A 16,138-nucleotide genomic window follows, 5' to 3' on the forward strand; every position below is an offset into this window, starting at 1 on the left:
TCACGTCTTTTTTCCATGTAGTCTCCATATAATTCTAACAAATCTGCTGAAGTCTATCAGCAAATTACTAGAGACGGTGGAGGTCGATTCGTAAATGGTACAGAGACCGGAATTCAGAATCAAGGAAATAGGGGGAAACTCTGCAACAACCATACATATGTTTTTATCTGGACAATGGTCTGTCATTCTCGTGCGAATTGCGATATTGTTATGTGCATTTACTGTATATGCAGGCACGGCTTATGCATCTTCTGCTTCCGGCTCAGGTGATCCAATCTCGGAAGATAAGAATACTCAAGACAAGGTAGTCTATCTGAGTTTTGATGATGGACCGGGTAACCATACCCGTGAAGTATTGGATATTTTGCGTAAGGAGAAGGTTTTGGCTACATTTTTTGTGCTTGGTGAGCAGGCAGAGCGTTATCCGGAGTTAATCCGGGGGCTTGTGGAGGATGGACATGCTTTGGGCAATCATACATTTAATCATCAATACGAACAGCTGTATAGTGATTTTAAAGTGTTCTGGAAACAGATTAAGCAGACAGAGGAAGTGCTGGAGCGTATAACCGGTTTCCGTCCGAATCTGGTGCGAGCACCAGGTGGTACCTATGGGCATTTTGACCAGAGTTATTTTGATTTGCTCCAATTGGGCGGGTACACCGTCATGGACTGGAACGTCGATAGTGGGGATTCCAAACGTAAAGGTGTTCCGGCCAAAGAGATCCTCAGCAATTCGACCAAAGTACCTGCGGGAGCACGTTCGGTCATTGTCCTGATGCATGACGGTGGTGCACATGCGGAAACGGTAAAGGCGCTCCCGGGTATTATCAAATATTATCGTGATCATGGATATCGTTTTGACACCATAAAGAGTACGGATAAACCAGTTCAATTCCGTGTACATCCAGATGGTAAGTATAAGGCCCGCAAGGCGCCAGGAAAGGCCTGGATCGCAGAACATGTAGAAGCGAACGCGACGTTATGGCTTGCAAACAAGAAGCTGAAGGTAGAGGTGGGATTGGCTGCGGCTACCTTGCAACCGGGTGAGTTCCGCATGGAGGGTCAGCGAATCATGGTGCCTTTGCGTACTTTCATGAAAAAATTCGGGGGCAGTACTCGCTGGGACTCTGAAACAAGGACAGCCATAGCAGTATGGAAGGAAAGAACGATTCATGCAGACAGTGTGAGCGGAACACTGACAACAACAGGGAAAATTGAAACGGAAGCAGTACAGAGTCAGGGTGGAACCATCTGGGTTCCGTTACGTGAGTTACTGGAGCAGATGGGGTTGAGGGTGAATTCCTTAACCAGTAATGAAGCAGAGTGGACGGTAAAGGCGGGCACTTCCAGATCCATTTCGGCAATGAACAGCATATTTAAGTATAAAATGATCTAAAGAAAGTCATTCTTGCAGGACTATTCTCTCTACTTCCGGGCAACACTGAATCATAGATTACTATGGTTCAGGAATGCTTATGAACGGAAGGAGATCAGGAGAAATGTCTTATATAAGAATGGAACATGAACATGCTGTTGAATTGTTAAACAGGGTCATGAAGCGTGTTGAGAGTGTGATTATTGGCAAAAAAACAGAGATTCGTTATGTCCTCACTGCAATGCTCAGTGGGGGGCATGTACTTCTGGAAGATGTGCCGGGTACCGGGAAAACGATGCTGGTTCGTGCCGTTGCTTCTGCACTGGACTGCTCGATGGGCCGGATTCAATTCACGTCCGATGTCATGCCGGCAGATGTTACGGGCACGTCAATCTATCATCCACATACAGCTGAATTCAAGTTTCGGCCCGGACCTGTCATGTCCAACGTTGTCCTGGCTGATGAAATAAATCGCGCTTCACCACGCACTCAGTCTGCCCTGCTGGAGGCAATGGAGGAACGACGTATTACGGTTGATGGCACAACCTATGCCTTGCCACGCCCGTTTTTTCTGCTGGCGACACAGAATCCGTTACAGTTTGAGGGTACGTACCGACTGCCTGAAGCGCAGCTGGATCGATTTATCATGAGAATTGGACTGGGTTATCCCGATCCGGAACAGGAATTGGAATTGTTAACCCGCATGCAAGGTAGAGAAGCGCTTGATGAACTTCGCCCTGTCCTGCTTGCTGAAGAGGTCGTAGCAATGCAGCGTGAAGTCAAACAGGTACATGTTGATCCGGTCGTCAAACAGTATCTGGTGGCCGTTGCTGTAGCCTCTCGCAGCCTTCCGGCGGTCAGACTGGGCATCAGCCCGCGTGGAACACTGGCCTGGATGGCTGCGGCGCAGTCATTCGCCTATCTTCAAGGACGCAGTTATGTCATTCCGGATGATGTGAAAGAGGTAGCTGTGCCTGTCCTTTCCCACCGTATTCAATTGAAGGCCCAGAACAGAGCGGAGGTTTGGGGACAAGTACAAGTCATTGAGGAAGCATTGTCATCGGTCCCGGTTCCAGTACAAATGGCATCACAGGGAAGGGGACGGAGGCAATGACTGCGCTCGGACAACGGATTGTGAGTGCTGTCTTGGTGGTGGCTTTTGCTTCCTTGTATCAGTGGCATGGGGGCAAAGCGGCGTTGTTTCTATCCGTTATAACTTTCTTGATGTTCACAGGAGGTCTGCTTCTCCATTGGTTCAGACCACGGCGTATTCACATCCGTCGGAAAATACACACGAACCGGATTGAGGCAGGCGAGCAGGTACGGGTTCTGGTCGAACTGGAATTCAATTGCCGTATTCCATTGTTATGGATCGTTCTGTGTGAGAACACACCTGCAGGTGTTCATCACAAATTGATTTTCCCGGGAACACGGCGACAATTTTCCTATCAATATGAATGTTCCGGGATACGCAGAGGAGTCTACAGATGGGATACGGGCAGATTGTACTGGGGTGATATGTTTGGCTGGAATACCCTCTCCGCAGAGACCGAAGGAGGTACACCCCTGATTGTTGTTCCTCAAGCAACGGCTTGGGGGAAGGGTGATTCGATAGAATTCGCAGCGATGATCGAAGGGACTCTGTCTGAGCGAAGAAATAGCCAGGGAAACCGTAGCCCTGAGTTCCGTGAATATCAGCAGGGTGACCCACTGGGACGTGTCCATTGGAAAAGTACAGCCAAAACGGGAAAACTTCAGACCTTTCTGCCTGATACCACGGATCTAGCTTCGCTTGGCATCCTTGTGTATGAAGGCGCGTCGGGTTATGACGTAAAACAACGGGAGAACATGGATACACCTGCTTTTGAACGAGTGGTTTGTGCAGCTGCCCGCTGGATTCATACCGCTGAGCAGGATGACATTCCTTATCATCTGTGGATGGAAGGCGGTGATAAGAGCTATGAAGCACAAGATCATTGGCAACATGGGCCGATCCATGCAGATGATGAGAATCATGGACTAGACAAGTTAGCGGGGGCGCAAATATCCAAAGCACAATCAGGCTCTGTTTCGCTTCGAACGGAGATGCTGGATGGACTGACGAATGGGTCGCGAATTGTGGTTCTCACAGGTAAGATGGATCAGGTTCTGGCCGAATGGATTATAACCGCAATCGGGTCGGGTTATCGTGTAGAGGTGCAATTAACTGAAGCGAACCAGAACCATTTGGAATCAACGGATAGATGGATGAATGGAGTGGGATATGACAGCTTAAGTATGGAGCAGCTTCGTCACAGCGGGGTGCCGATCCATGCGGTTACAGACGTTGCGTTATCTTCATTGGGAAAGGTGGAGGTAACGGATGTGGGAGCGTAATGGTAATAAAGCTGTGAACCAGAATTCTGTGACGGACATAAAGGATGAGGGATATGTTAGCGTACCTGTCCTGTACAAAATTTTTATTTCGGCCATTTTACTTATACTGTCTCTGGAGTGGATATATCCGGTTACATCATCAGGTCAGCAGGGCAGTGAACGGTTCTTGTCCGTAATGGCGGGATTAACGGGAGCGTTGTTGCTCGCGGGGTTAATTCGTACAGGATGGATCACCGGAGTGCTGATCCGATTATTCATTGCACTCGTTGCTTTATGTCTGATGTACGGAGGAAGTGATCCTGTCCGTTGGGCGGTCGCTTATCCGGGGATATTTTCAGCGGATATGGACACTTTTATAAATAACTGGCGATTTCACTCGATTAGTACAGAAACGAGAGGTTTGTTCATGATGTGCGGCTGGAGTATGCTCATGGCTTCTGTGCAATCCCTCGTATTGTTACGTCGAAGCGTTATGCTGTTTGGCAGTGCAACGCTGCTCTATTTGCTTTTGCTTGAATCCTTTGCGGGGCTGGATGTGTATGCTTCTGTAATACGGTCTGTCCTATGGACTTTTCTTATTCAGGCTCTGCTCCAGCTATTACGTCTCAATGGAGGAGTCACGACTCCAAGTTATCGAGGCAGCCCCTATGGTCGTTGGAGTGCAGTAACTATCGTTGCTTCCGCAGGTATGGTGCTTCTCTCTGCGTTACCTGGCCAGTTTGCTTCCATTCCTCAACCGGAACGCATATCTTTGGAGCAGATGGGTGAACGCCTAGCTCGCTGGGCAGGTTATACACAGCACAGTAGTATCCCTGCTGCAACGGCAGTCACGGGATATAGCACAGCGGACGCGCCTATGGGAGCACCGTTGGTGCAGGGGAATTCCATCTTTTTTGTAGCGAAGAGTCCGAAAGTGACGTATTGGCGAGGGGAGACCCGTTCATATTATAACGGTAGTACTTGGAGTGACCCGGGTCAAAGCTTCGAAACGGCAAGTCCATCCGGAATGCTGCGTGCTGATGGTTGGGAGAATCCAACCTATTGGAGTCGCATTCGCCAAACCGTTACGATGCAGAGAGAGTGGAAAGGACCAAATCCACTCTTTACCGGGGGCATACCGGTCAACGTATCGTTCCAGGATAAGAACAAGGATAATCAGGAAAATATGTTTTCTTTGCTGTCTAATCGCGATTCGGCAACATTGTGGCTCGCAGGCTCCGGAAACGATAAGATGGTTAAACATTATTCGGCAGACGTCATGGTTCCTGTCGCAACACCTGAACAGTTACGTCTTCTTGAGGACACAAATAAAGGGAAAGATCCGGCAGCCATTCGGAGGGACTATCTGCAATTGCCTACATCACTCCCTGGTCGAGTGCAGACGCTCGCCAAGGAAATCATTCATGGCAGTGAGACCCGGTATGACGCTGTGCAAGCTGTAAAGACTTATCTGGCTGCTCATGCCGAGTATACGTTGGATACCCGTATGCCACCGCGAGGAACCGATTTTGTGGATGATTTTCTATTCGTCACCCGGCAGGGGTATTGCAATCATTTCTCTACAGCTATGATTGTGTTGTTGCGTGCAGAGGGCATCCCCGCACGCTGGGTTAAAGGTTTTGGCCCCGGAGTTGCTGACCCGGATGAGCCAAGTCAGTATGTGATTTCACAGGGAGATGCACATTCCTGGGTAGAGGTATATTTCCCAGGTGCAGGTTGGATGCCGTTTGAGGCCACGCCGGGCTTCACCATGGCGCAAGGCGTGGGCGAAGGTGTCGCAGCACTCGCCGGGCCGCAGCCTGTTGCGGAGAATCCGCCGTATATGAGCGGCGGATTGGCTAACGCGGGCGCATGGCTGCTCGCCCGCGCACGGGCCATTGCCGCGGAGCCATGGCTCGCGGCAGCCCTTGTGGCAACGGCCCTGCTGGGCGCCGCTGCTCTGGTCTGCATGCGGCGGCTACGCCCCGCGCTGCGGATAGGGCTGCTGCTGGCGTGGCCGCGCAGCAGCTTTCCGGACCGTGAGCGGCTGCTGCGTGCCGCCGCTCCGGTCTGGGCCGCGCTCGCGCGCCAGTACGGCCCGCGGCCGCCGGGTATGACGCTGCGTGAATATGCAGCGTCACCGGCTTTGGCCGCAGGCGCGGACGGCGCGGACATCGCGCGGTTTGCAGCCGACTGGGAACGGCTGCTGTACGGGCCAGACCGTCCGCTGCGCGCGGACAGTCTGGACTTCCTGCGCCGGGCACTTCGTCTGGCCCGGCGGTTGCAGGCGTTGTAACACAAGGATGTTACAACGTTACACCAAAGATGCCAAGCACCTGCGGTAACAAACGCTATCGCTTTCCAATAGAGCTTGGCGATTTGTGGGCAGATGAAGATCACCATTGGCTGACGCACTGTTTGTAAATGCAACGTTTGATTTATCGTTGCAAGCCATACAAAAGACGCCTTTCTCGCTATGCTGAGAACGAGGCGTCTTTCCACGATCATACACTTGACCCATCATCTTGCTGCCAAGCTTTCTATTCGAAATTTCAGATTTAGAGGCAATTGGTAACCCTATTTTGAGATGTCGAAAAAAGGAGTTTCGCCTTTCCTTGACGGTATGTTTTGTCGTTGCGTATAATTAGTTTCATTGAATTGAGGGAGGCACGGTAATGAATAAACCAAATGAAATTGTGGTTGTCCTTGACTTTGGGGGCCAATACAACCAGTTAATCGCCAGAAGAATTCGGGATCTCGGCGTATACAGCGAGCTTTTGCCGTATAACACACCGGCAGAGAAGATCGCAGAAATGTCACCACGAGGAATCATCTTCTCTGGCGGACCATCCAGTGTGTACGCAGAAAATGCACCACATGTGGACCCGGCTATCTATGATCTTGGACTTCCCATCTTCGGAATCTGTTACGGGATGCAGCTTATGGCCCAACAGCTCGAAGGTAAAGTAGAACGTTCCGAGAAGCGTGAGTACGGTAAAGCCGACATCGAGTTCGCAGCAGGTGCTGCTCTTGCACAAGGTATCGACGGTGAGCACACAGTATGGATGAGTCACGGTGACCACGTGGTTACACTTCCTCCGGGTTTCAAACTGGATGCAGGCACGGAAAGTGCACCAATCGCTGCAATGAGTAACGACGAGCGCAAATTGTATGCTGTTCAGTTCCACCCGGAAGTACGTCACTCTGTTCGTGGTAACGATATGATTCGTAACTTCCTGTTCGAAATCTGTGGTTGCGAAGGCAACTGGAGCATGGAGACTTTCATTGAAGATACGATCAAAGATATTCGTGAAAAAGTGGGCGATGGTAAAGTCCTGTGTGCACTGAGCGGTGGCGTGGATTCTTCTGTTGTTGCTGCACTGCTACACAAAGCCATTGGCGACCAACTGACATGTATGTTTATCGACCATGGTCTGCTGCGCAAAGGCGAAGCAGAAAGCGTAATGGAGACGTTTGTCGGCAAATTTGACATGAAGGTTGTCAAAATTGATGCACAGGAGCGCTTCCTATCCAAACTGGCAGGCGTGGATGATCCGGAACAAAAACGTAAAATCATCGGTAACGAGTTTATTTACGTATTTGATGAAGAATCCAAGCAATTTGATGATTTTGAATTCCTGGCGCAAGGTACACTGTACACAGATATCGTGGAAAGTGGTACAGCAACTGCACAGACCATCAAATCCCACCACAACGTGGGTGGCTTGCCTGAAGACATGAACTTTAAACTGATTGAGCCACTGAGTGCCCTGTTCAAAGACGAAGTGCGTAAAGTCGGCGAAGAGTGCGGTCTGCCTGAAGCTATCGTATGGCGTCAGCCTTTCCCAGGTCCGGGTCTCGCGATTCGTGTGCTTGGCGAAGTAACAGAGGACAAGCTCAAAATTGTTCGTGATTCGGATTACATTCTGCGTGAAGAAATTATCAAAGCCGGCCTTGATCGTGAGATCTGGCAATACTTCACAGCCCTGCCGAACATGAAGAGTGTTGGTGTTATGGGTGATGCGCGTACGTATTCCTACACCGTAGGTATTCGTGCTGTAACATCCATCGACGGTATGACAGCTGACTGGGCACGTATCCCTTGGGATGTGCTGGAGAAAATCTCCGTACGGATCGTTAACGAAGTCGATAACGTTAACCGTATCGTGTATGACGTAACATCCAAACCACCTGCAACGATCGAGTGGGAATAGGGTATAGACTCTTAATGATAGATTATAAAAAATCGCTCTTTTATCTGCGGTATTTCGCAAATAAAAGGGCGTTTTTTTTATATAAAGAATATTTTGATCAAATTTTTGTTTGGATACTTTTTTACAAATAATAAACTCTCAAAATTCATCCCATTTTAAAGTTCACTTCATGATCCTTTCAGGTCGGGCCTGTACAATAGGTATATACTAAGAGCTATATGGCTACTGAAAGGAGATTGAATGTATGCGTAAAACCGACTATATGAGCAAATGGAAGATGGGCATTGGAAGTGCGTTTCTGATGGTGATGCTGGCAGGATACGGTTCAGAAATGCAAGACCTTGCCTCCGGTTCGGGAGAATTACCATTTGTGAACTTAGAGGCAGCGGATGCTTCTTCCGATCAGACCAGCAACCAGGAGTTATCCTCTGACACAACAACGAACACAAATCAGGAACAACAAGATATACAGGATACTCCGCAGACAGAGATATAATTAACATAGGACTGATCCGGTAAAAAAATGCTCCGGAACATGTCGCAAATTGCTCCATATACCTAATGAGTATATGCCTTCGGAATACGAGATATCGTTACTCCTATATCATTATTCACCTAATTGCTAATACGCATCAGAAACATAAGCTAGCCTGATTAGAGCGCTTCTCGCCCTTTGATCAGGCTAGCTTATTATGTTATCCTGCGGAACTTTTAGTCTGAAAGAATGGACATATCCCATTGAGATTACACCGAAAAAAGCGTATTCAATTGGGTTGTAAACCGCTGAACTGGTTCAATCTGTTAAATAATACGAACGATATTATACAAGGGTGATATTAATATTCGTTTTTCTCATTGACAAAAACATACTGCCCTCCTAAAATAGTGATGGGAAACAAACAAATAGCGCATACTTATTCGTATAATCCTGGGGATTGGCCCGGGAGTCTCTACGAGATCACCCTAATGATCTGGCTACGAAGAGGAGAAGGCTAAGCACATGAATTCTACATGATTGCGGGGACATCACGCACATTAGAATTTTTTTTGTTCTTAGTAAAGGCATCGTGCCACTCCTTGTCAGCTGAACCCTGGGTGAAGAATCTTCATCAGGGTCATTTGTCGTTTTTCAATATGGCTTCAACATCTCTAAGGGGGAGTTAGTAATTATGGATCGTTTCTTTAAATTAAAAGAAAACGGAACAAACGTTAGAACGGAGATTGTTGCGGGTCTCACTACGTTTATGACAATGGCTTACATTCTTTTTGTAAATACGTTGTTCTTGGGACAAGCCGGAGCGGGTATGTCGGATAATGCAGTATTCTTTGCAACAGCCGTCGGCGCCGGATTAATGACTATTATTATGGGATTGTTCGTGAATATTCCGATCGCACTTGCACCAGGTATGGGATTGAATGCGTACTTCATGACTGTCGTTCTAAGCTCGAATGGAGCGATTACTTGGCAGGCTGCTCTCGGAGCGGTATTCCTTTCCGGTATCGTGTTCATTATTTTGACCGTGACAAAGATTCGGCAAATGCTGCTTGTAGCAGTTCCGCAGTCGATCAAAATGGCCATTACGGTTGGTATCGGTCTCTTTATTACCATTATTGGTTTCAAACTTGCTAATCTCGTGGCTGTAACAGTTAATGTTGCACCAGACGCAGATCTGAGTCAGCCGATTCCAGGTAGCAGTTTTAACCTGTCATTGGGTAACTTTATAACACATCACGATGCATTGCTGGCTCTGATTGGTTTGCTCCTTATTGCTATACTGATGGTTATGCGTGTCAAAGGCGCTCTGCTGATCGGGATCGTAGCAACAACGCTGATTGGTATTCCGATGGGAGTTACGAATCTGAGCGGTCTTTCGGGCGCAAGCTGGTTACCTAACTTCAGTGATTTGGCGGTTGGACAGCTGGATTTGAAAGGTGCCATTAGTCTCGGATTGTTTGAGATCATCTTCATCTTTACCTTCGTTGAACTATTCGACACGTTTGGTACGATGGTAGGTACTGCAACACGGATGGGGATTATGAAGGATAAGAAAAAAGGCGAGAAAACAATCGGTAAAGCGATGCTCGTCGATGCAGTTGGTGTCAGCGCAGGTGCTGCACTGGGTACAAGTACCATTACAGCATACGTTGAAAGTGCTTCAGGTGTTGAGGCGGGTGGGCGTACAGGACTGACTTCGGTAACGACAGGTTTGTTGTTCATTTTGGCCCTGTTTATCGCACCGCTTGCGCTTGTTGTTCCATCCGCAGCGACGGCTCCGGCATTGATCATCGTGGGTGTGCTTATGATGAGTCAAGTGCGCAGCATTGAGTGGGATGATTTCCTGCAAGCTTTCCCTGCGTTCCTTACCATTGTATTGATGCCTTTCACAGGTGGAATCGCAAACGGGATCTCCGCAGGTATCGTATCTTATGTGATTCTGGCGGTGTTCAGTAACTTGGTTACAGAGCGTAAAGTGAAAATTCACTGGCTTATGTGGATCTTGGCGCTCATCGTAGTCTGCCGATACGTATTTATTGGCGGGGAGTAAGCTTTACATTAGTTTTAATGAAGAATACCGTACCGAGATAGGTTGGTTATCTTATATATGAAAGAAGCGGAAGCCACGGGATCTAAACCCGGAGCTTTCGCTTTTTTTTGTTTTCCTTTCTTGAGCAAAATGAATTTCAAAAATGTTTTCCTTCTATATAGAAGGAACGATATAATGCTCTATGCTCTGCTGGTTGTTTATCCGAAGAAATCTCGGTTTATAAGTTCTATAACGTGTTGAGTCTGTACTGTATACAACATGAGTATCTCTATACTTGGATTAGGGTTCATGCGGGAAACCTTTTGCTTATGTAAGTTAATTACTCGGGTTCATTAAAGGTAGTGCGCAGATGTATCATTCAGCAGACTATAAGGCGATACTTGTTAAAAGGTCTACAGGGTACTCATTTTATTAGAATTTAATGTTTATCAAAAAAAGACTTGCGTTCCATAACTGTACATGGTATATTCTAATTCCGGCCAAGAAAACACAAGATACACGGTGCGGCAAGCGAATGAAATAAGCTTCGAAAGAAACTTAAAAAAAGAGCTTGCAAAGTTGGTTCGGACATGATATTATATAAGAGTTGCTGAAGAGAACGACATTCGGTAACGAAACAAGTTTGATCTTTGAAAACTGAACAACGAGTGAGTAAACATTCTGCTTGCAGAATGAACGCGAAAGTTTGAGACAAGCCTTGGCTTGGATCGACTGGAGCACAAATGAGATTTTTAATCTCGTCAGATTCAAAATGAGCTTATCGCTCTTTTCAATACTTTATTGGAGAGTTTGATCCTGGCTCAGGACGAACGCTGGCGGCATGCCTAATACATGCAAGTCGAGCGGAGTTGATAGGAAGCTTGCTTCCTTGATACTTAGCGGCGGACGGGTGAGTAACACGTAGGCAACCTGCCCTCAAGTTTGGGACAACTACCGGAAACGGTAGCTAATACCGAATAGTTGTTTTCTTCGCCTGAAGGAAACTGGAAAGACGGAGCAATCTGTCACTTGGGGATGGGCCTGCGGCGCATTAGCTAGTTGGTGGGGTAACGGCTCACCAAGGCGACGATGCGTAGCCGACCTGAGAGGGTGATCGGCCACACTGGGACTGAGACACGGCCCAGACTCCTACGGGAGGCAGCAGTAGGGAATCTTCCGCAATGGGCGAAAGCCTGACGGAGCAATGCCGCGTGAGTGATGAAGGTTTTCGGATCGTAAAGCTCTGTTGCCAGGGAAGAACGCTTGGGAGAGTAACTGCTCTCAAGGTGACGGTACCTGAGAAGAAAGCCCCGGCTAACTACGTGCCAGCAGCCGCGGTAATACGTAGGGGGCAAGCGTTGTCCGGAATTATTGGGCGTAAAGCGCGCGCAGGCGGTCATTTAAGTCTGGTGTTTAATCCCGGGGCTCAACCCCGGATCGCACTGGAAACTGGGTGACTTGAGTGCAGAAGAGGAGAGTGGAATTCCACGTGTAGCGGTGAAATGCGTAGATATGTGGAGGAACACCAGTGGCGAAGGCGACTCTCTGGGCTGTAACTGACGCTGAGGCGCGAAAGCGTGGGGAGCAAACAGGATTAGATACCCTGGTAGTCCACGCCGTAAACGATGAGTGCTAGGTGTTAGGGGTTTCGATACCCTTGGTGCCGAAGTTAACACATTAAGCACTCCGCCTGGGGAGTACGGTCGCAAGACTGAAACTCAAAGGAATTGACGGGGACCCGCACAAGCAGTGGAGTATGTGGTTTAATTCGAAGCAACGCGAAGAACCTTACCAGGTCTTGACATCCCTCTGACCGGTACAGAGATGTACCTTTCCTTCGGGACAGAGGAGACAGGTGGTGCATGGTTGTCGTCAGCTCGTGTCGTGAGATGTTGGGTTAAGTCCCGCAACGAGCGCAACCCTTATATTTAGTTGCCAGCACTTCGGGTGGGCACTCTAGATAGACTGCCGGTGACAAACCGGAGGAAGGTGGGGATGACGTCAAATCATCATGCCCCTTATGACCTGGGCTACACACGTACTACAATGGCCGGTACAACGGGCTGCGAAATCGCGAGATGGAGCCAATCCCAACAAAGCCGGTCTCAGTTCGGATTGCAGGCTGCAACTCGCCTGCATGAAGTCGGAATTGCTAGTAATCGCGGATCAGCATGCCGCGGTGAATACGTTCCCGGGTCTTGTACACACCGCCCGTCACACCACGAGAGTTTATAACACCCGAAGTCGGTGGGGTAACCGCAAGGAGCCAGCCGCCGAAGGTGGGATAGATGATTGGGGTGAAGTCGTAACAAGGTAGCCGTATCGGAAGGTGCGGCTGGATCACCTCCTTTCTATGGAGAATCGTTTCCTGCAACGGAAACATTCAAATACGCAGGTTCTTAGAACCTGCAACAGCGATTCATTTCGGTCCGTCACTTCGGTGTGGATGAAATGAAGAGCACAAACTACTCACTCGTTGTTCGGTTTTGAGAGCTCAAACTCTCAAAACAGCTTGCTTTTGCATGGAGCTTGTTCTTTGAAAACTAGATATCGAAACGAAACAAACGCGAATTAGAACATTCCTTTTTAGCTGAACTTGTGTTAAACAAGTTTCAATAAAAACGGTAGATTGCTGGAGCGAGTGATCGAAATGGAGCGACTTTTGGATTTGGACGTAGTCCAAACCAAGCGGAGCGACAGCTCGAACACGAGCGCAATGGTTAAGCTACTAAGAGCACACGGAGGATGCCTAGGCGCTAGGAGCCGATGAAGGACGTGGCGAACAACGAAACTGCCTCGGGGAGCTGTAAGCAAGCTTTGATCCGGGGGTGTCCGAATGGGGAAACCCAGCTGGGGTAATTTCCAGTTACACCTAACTGAATACATAGGTTAGTGTGAGGCATACCAGGGGAACTGAAACATCTAAGTACCCTGAGGAAGAGAAAACAATAGTGATTCCGTCAGTAGCGGCGAGCGAACGCGGAGAAGCCCAAACCAGAGAGCTTGCTCTTTGGGGTTGTGGGACGTCTCACATGGAGTTACAAAGGAACCGGTTAAGCGAAGAGGTCTGGAAAGGCCCGCCAAAGAAGGTAAAAGCCCTGTAGTTGAAAGTCTGTTCCCTCCGAGACGGATCCCGAGTAGTGCGGGGCACGTGAAACCCCGTATGAATCCGGCAGGACCATCTGCCAAGGCTAAATACTTCCTAGCGACCGATAGTGAAGCAGTACCGTGAGGGAAAGGTGAAAAGCACCCCGGAAGGGGAGTGAAATAGAACCTGAAACCGTGTGCTTACAAAAAGTCAGAGCCCGTTTTAGGGGTGATGGCGTGCCTTTTGTAGAATGAACCGGCGAGTTACGTTCCCGTGCAAGGTTAAGGTGAAGAGCCGGAGCCGCAGCGAAAGCGAGTCTGAATAGGGCGACATAGTACGTGGACGTAGACCCGAAACCGGGTGATCTACCCCTGTCCAGGGTGAAGGTGCGGTAACACGCACTGGAGGCCCGAACCCACGCATGTTGAAAAATGCGGGGATGAGGTGGGGGTAGCGGAGAAATTCCAATCGAACTCGGAGATAGCTGGTTCTCCCCGAAATAGCTTTAGGGCTAGCCTCGGAAAACAGAGTCGTGGAGGTAGAGCACTGATTGGGTGCGGGGCCCGCAAGGGTTACCAAGCTCAGTCAAACTCCGAATGCCATAGACTTACTTCCGGGAGTCAGACAGTGAGTGCTAAGATCCATTGTCAAAAGGGAAACAGCCCAGACCATCAGCTAAGGTCCCCAAGTGTGTGTTAAGTGGGAAAGGATGTGGAGTTGCACAGACAACCAGGATGTTGGCTTAGAAGCAGCCACCATTGAAAGAGTGCGTAATAGCTCACTGGTCGAGTGACTCTGCGCCGAAAATGTAACGGGGCTAAACACACCACCGAAGCTATGGCTTGATGCTTTGCATCAGGGGTAGGGGAGCGTTGTATAAGGGTTGAAGGTGTACCGTAAGGAGCGCTGGACATTATACAAGTGAGAATGCCGGTATGAGTAACGAAAAGATCAGTGAGAATCTGATCCGCCGAAAGCCTAAGGGTTCCTGAGGAAGGCTCGTCCGCTCAGGGTAAGTCGGGACCTAAGGCGAGGCCGAAAGGCGTAGTCGAAGGACAACAGGTCGAAATTCCTGTACCACCGTAAGCCGTTATGAGCAATGGGGGGACGCAGTAGGGTAGTGACGCGGACTGATGGATGTCCGTCTAAGCAGTAAGGCTGATGTGTAGGCAAATCCGCACATTGTAAGGCTGAGCTGTGATGGGGAGCGAAAATTATAGTAGCGAAGGTCATGATCTCACACTGCCAAGAAAAGCCTCTAGCCAGGTGATGGTGCCCGTACCGCAAACCGACACAGGTAGGCGAGAAGAGTATTCTAAGGCGCGCGGAAGAACTCTCGTTAAGGAACTCGGCAAAATGACCCCGTAACTTCGGGAGAAGGGGTGCCCCGGTAGTGTGAATAGCACGAGGGGGCCGCAGTGAAAAGGCCCAAGCGACTGTTTAGCAAAAACACAGGTCTGTGCGAAGCCGTAAGGCGAAGTATACGGGCTGACGCCTGCCCGGTGCTGGAAGGTTAAGGGGAGTGGTTAGGGAGTAATCCCGAAGCTGTGAACCGAAGCCCCAGTAAACGGCGGCCGTAACTATAACGGTCCTAAGGTAGCGAAATTCCTTGTCAGGTAAATTCTGACCCGCACGAATGGCGTAACGACTTGGGCGCTGTCTCAACGAGAGATCCGGTGAAATTTTAATACCTGTGAAGATGCAGGTTACCCGCGACAAGACGGAAAGACCCCATGGAGCTTTACTGCAGCTTGATATTGAATTTGGGTACGATCTGTACAGGATAGGTGGGAGCCTTTGAAGCATGAGCGCCAGCTTGTGTGGAGGCAACGTTGGGATACCACCCTGATCGTATCTAGGTTCTAACCTGGTACCGTAATCCGGTGCGGGGACAGTGTCAGGTGGGCAGTTTGACTGGGGCGGTCGCCTCCTAAAGAGTAACGGAGGCGCCCAAAGGTTCCCTCAGAATGGTTGGAAATCATTCGAAGAGTGCAAAGGCATAAGGGAGCTTGACTGCGAGACCTACAAGTCGAGCAGGGACGAAAGTCGGGCTTAGTGATCCGGTGGTACCGCATGGAAGGGCCATCGCTCAACGGATAAAAGCTACCCTGGGGATAACAGGCTTATCTCCCCCAAGAGTCCACATCGACGGGGAGGTTTGGCACCTCGATGTCGGCTCATCGCATCCTGGGGCTGAAGTAGGTCCCAAGGGTTGGGCTGTTCGCCCATTAAAGCGGTACGCGAGCTGGGTTCAGAACGTCGTGAGACAGTTCGGTCCCTATCTGTCGTGGGCGTAGGAAATTTGAGAGGAGCTGTCCTTAGTACGAGAGGACCGGGATGGACGTACCGCTGGTGTACCAGTTGTTCCGCCAGGAGCACCGCTGGGTAGCTATGTACGGACGGGATAAACGCTGAAAGCATCTAAGCGTGAAGCCCCCCTCAAGATGAGATTTCCCAGTATGTAAGACCCCTTGAAGACGACGAGGTAGATAGGCTGGGGGTGGAAGTGCAGCAATGCATGGAGCTGACCAGTACTAATCGGTCGAGGGCTTATCCAATTAGCAAGTGATAATTCGCATGT

7 protein-coding genes, 2 rRNA genes and 1 riboswitch are annotated in these 16,138 nt (G+C 49.3%); all 9 genes read left to right on the forward strand.

Annotated elements, in window-relative coordinates; genetic code table 11:
• Window positions 1-94 precede the first annotated feature (94 nt).
• The 9 genes from MKY92_RS03635 (at window position 95) to MKY92_RS03675 (ending at window position 16,115) form a co-directional block, all read left to right on the forward strand.
• Window positions 95-1,396 carry a polysaccharide deacetylase gene (locus MKY92_RS03635; protein WP_339299194.1) on the forward strand — a complete coding sequence of 434 codons (1,302 nt, stop codon included), beginning with the start codon at window positions 95-97 and terminating at the stop codon, window positions 1,394-1,396.
• Window positions 1,397-1,499: 103 nt separating this feature from the next.
• Window positions 1,500-2,489 (forward strand): MoxR family ATPase, encoded by a 990-nt coding sequence (locus tag MKY92_RS03640; RefSeq protein ID WP_076217185.1) that lies wholly within the window; start codon window positions 1,500-1,502, stop codon window positions 2,487-2,489.
• Window positions 2,486-3,751, forward strand: a complete 1,266-nt coding sequence (locus MKY92_RS03645) for a DUF58 domain-containing protein (protein WP_339299196.1) — start codon at window positions 2,486-2,488, stop codon at window positions 3,749-3,751. Before MKY92_RS03640 ends, MKY92_RS03645 begins: the two co-directional genes overlap by 4 nt.
• Window positions 3,738-6,026, forward strand: a complete 2,289-nt coding sequence (locus MKY92_RS03650) for a transglutaminase-like domain-containing protein (protein WP_339299198.1) — start codon at window positions 3,738-3,740, stop codon at window positions 6,024-6,026. The genes MKY92_RS03645 and MKY92_RS03650 overlap by 14 nt, the downstream gene beginning before the upstream one ends.
• A 379-nt stretch (window positions 6,027-6,405) precedes the next feature.
• A complete protein-coding gene (gene guaA / locus MKY92_RS03655) occupies window positions 6,406-7,944 on the forward strand; it encodes a glutamine-hydrolyzing GMP synthase (RefSeq protein WP_145326422.1) in 1,539 nt (512 codons plus the stop codon).
• A 244-nt stretch (window positions 7,945-8,188) separates the two neighbouring features.
• The gene (locus MKY92_RS03660; protein WP_339299199.1) at window positions 8,189-8,440 is read left to right on the forward strand and encodes a hypothetical protein; all 252 of its coding nucleotides are present in this window, start codon (window positions 8,189-8,191) and stop codon (window positions 8,438-8,440) included.
• A gap of 402 nt (window positions 8,441-8,842) precedes the next feature.
• Window positions 8,843-8,942, forward strand: a riboswitch (purine riboswitch).
• Window positions 8,943-9,113: 171 nt separating this feature from the next.
• Window positions 9,114-10,490 carry an NCS2 family permease gene (locus MKY92_RS03665; RefSeq protein WP_076320372.1) on the forward strand — a complete coding sequence of 459 codons (1,377 nt, stop codon included), beginning with the start codon at window positions 9,114-9,116 and terminating at the stop codon, window positions 10,488-10,490.
• Window positions 10,491-11,267: 777 nt separating this feature from the next.
• Window positions 11,268-12,820 (forward strand): 16S ribosomal RNA (locus MKY92_RS03670).
• Between the two features lie 367 nt (window positions 12,821-13,187).
• Window positions 13,188-16,115: ribosomal RNA gene (locus MKY92_RS03675) — 23S ribosomal RNA — on the forward strand.
• Together the 16S and 23S rRNA genes form the textbook arrangement of a ribosomal RNA operon.
• The last annotated feature ends 23 nt before the right edge of the window (window positions 16,116-16,138 follow it).

This window comes from Paenibacillus sp. FSL R5-0623 (assembly GCF_037974265.1).
Taxonomy (GTDB): domain Bacteria; phylum Bacillota; class Bacilli; order Paenibacillales; family Paenibacillaceae; genus Paenibacillus.

Bases quoted from the DNA above. Each gene is read 5' to 3' on its own strand.
- MKY92_RS03635 (WP_339299194.1), top strand. From the start codon at position 95: ATGGTACAGAGACCGGAATTCAGAATCAAGGAAATAGGGGGAAACTCT.
- MKY92_RS03640 (WP_076217185.1), top strand. From the start codon at position 1,500: ATGTCTTATATAAGAATGGAACATGAACATGCTGTTGAATTGTTAAAC.
- MKY92_RS03645 (WP_339299196.1), top strand. From the start codon at position 2,486: ATGACTGCGCTCGGACAACGGATTGTGAGTGCTGTCTTGGTGGTGGCT.
- MKY92_RS03650 (WP_339299198.1), top strand. From the start codon at position 3,738: ATGTGGGAGCGTAATGGTAATAAAGCTGTGAACCAGAATTCTGTGACG.
- guaA (WP_145326422.1), top strand. From the start codon at position 6,406: ATGAATAAACCAAATGAAATTGTGGTTGTCCTTGACTTTGGGGGCCAA.
- MKY92_RS03660 (WP_339299199.1), top strand. From the start codon at position 8,189: ATGCGTAAAACCGACTATATGAGCAAATGGAAGATGGGCATTGGAAGT.
- MKY92_RS03665 (WP_076320372.1), top strand. From the start codon at position 9,114: ATGGATCGTTTCTTTAAATTAAAAGAAAACGGAACAAACGTTAGAACG.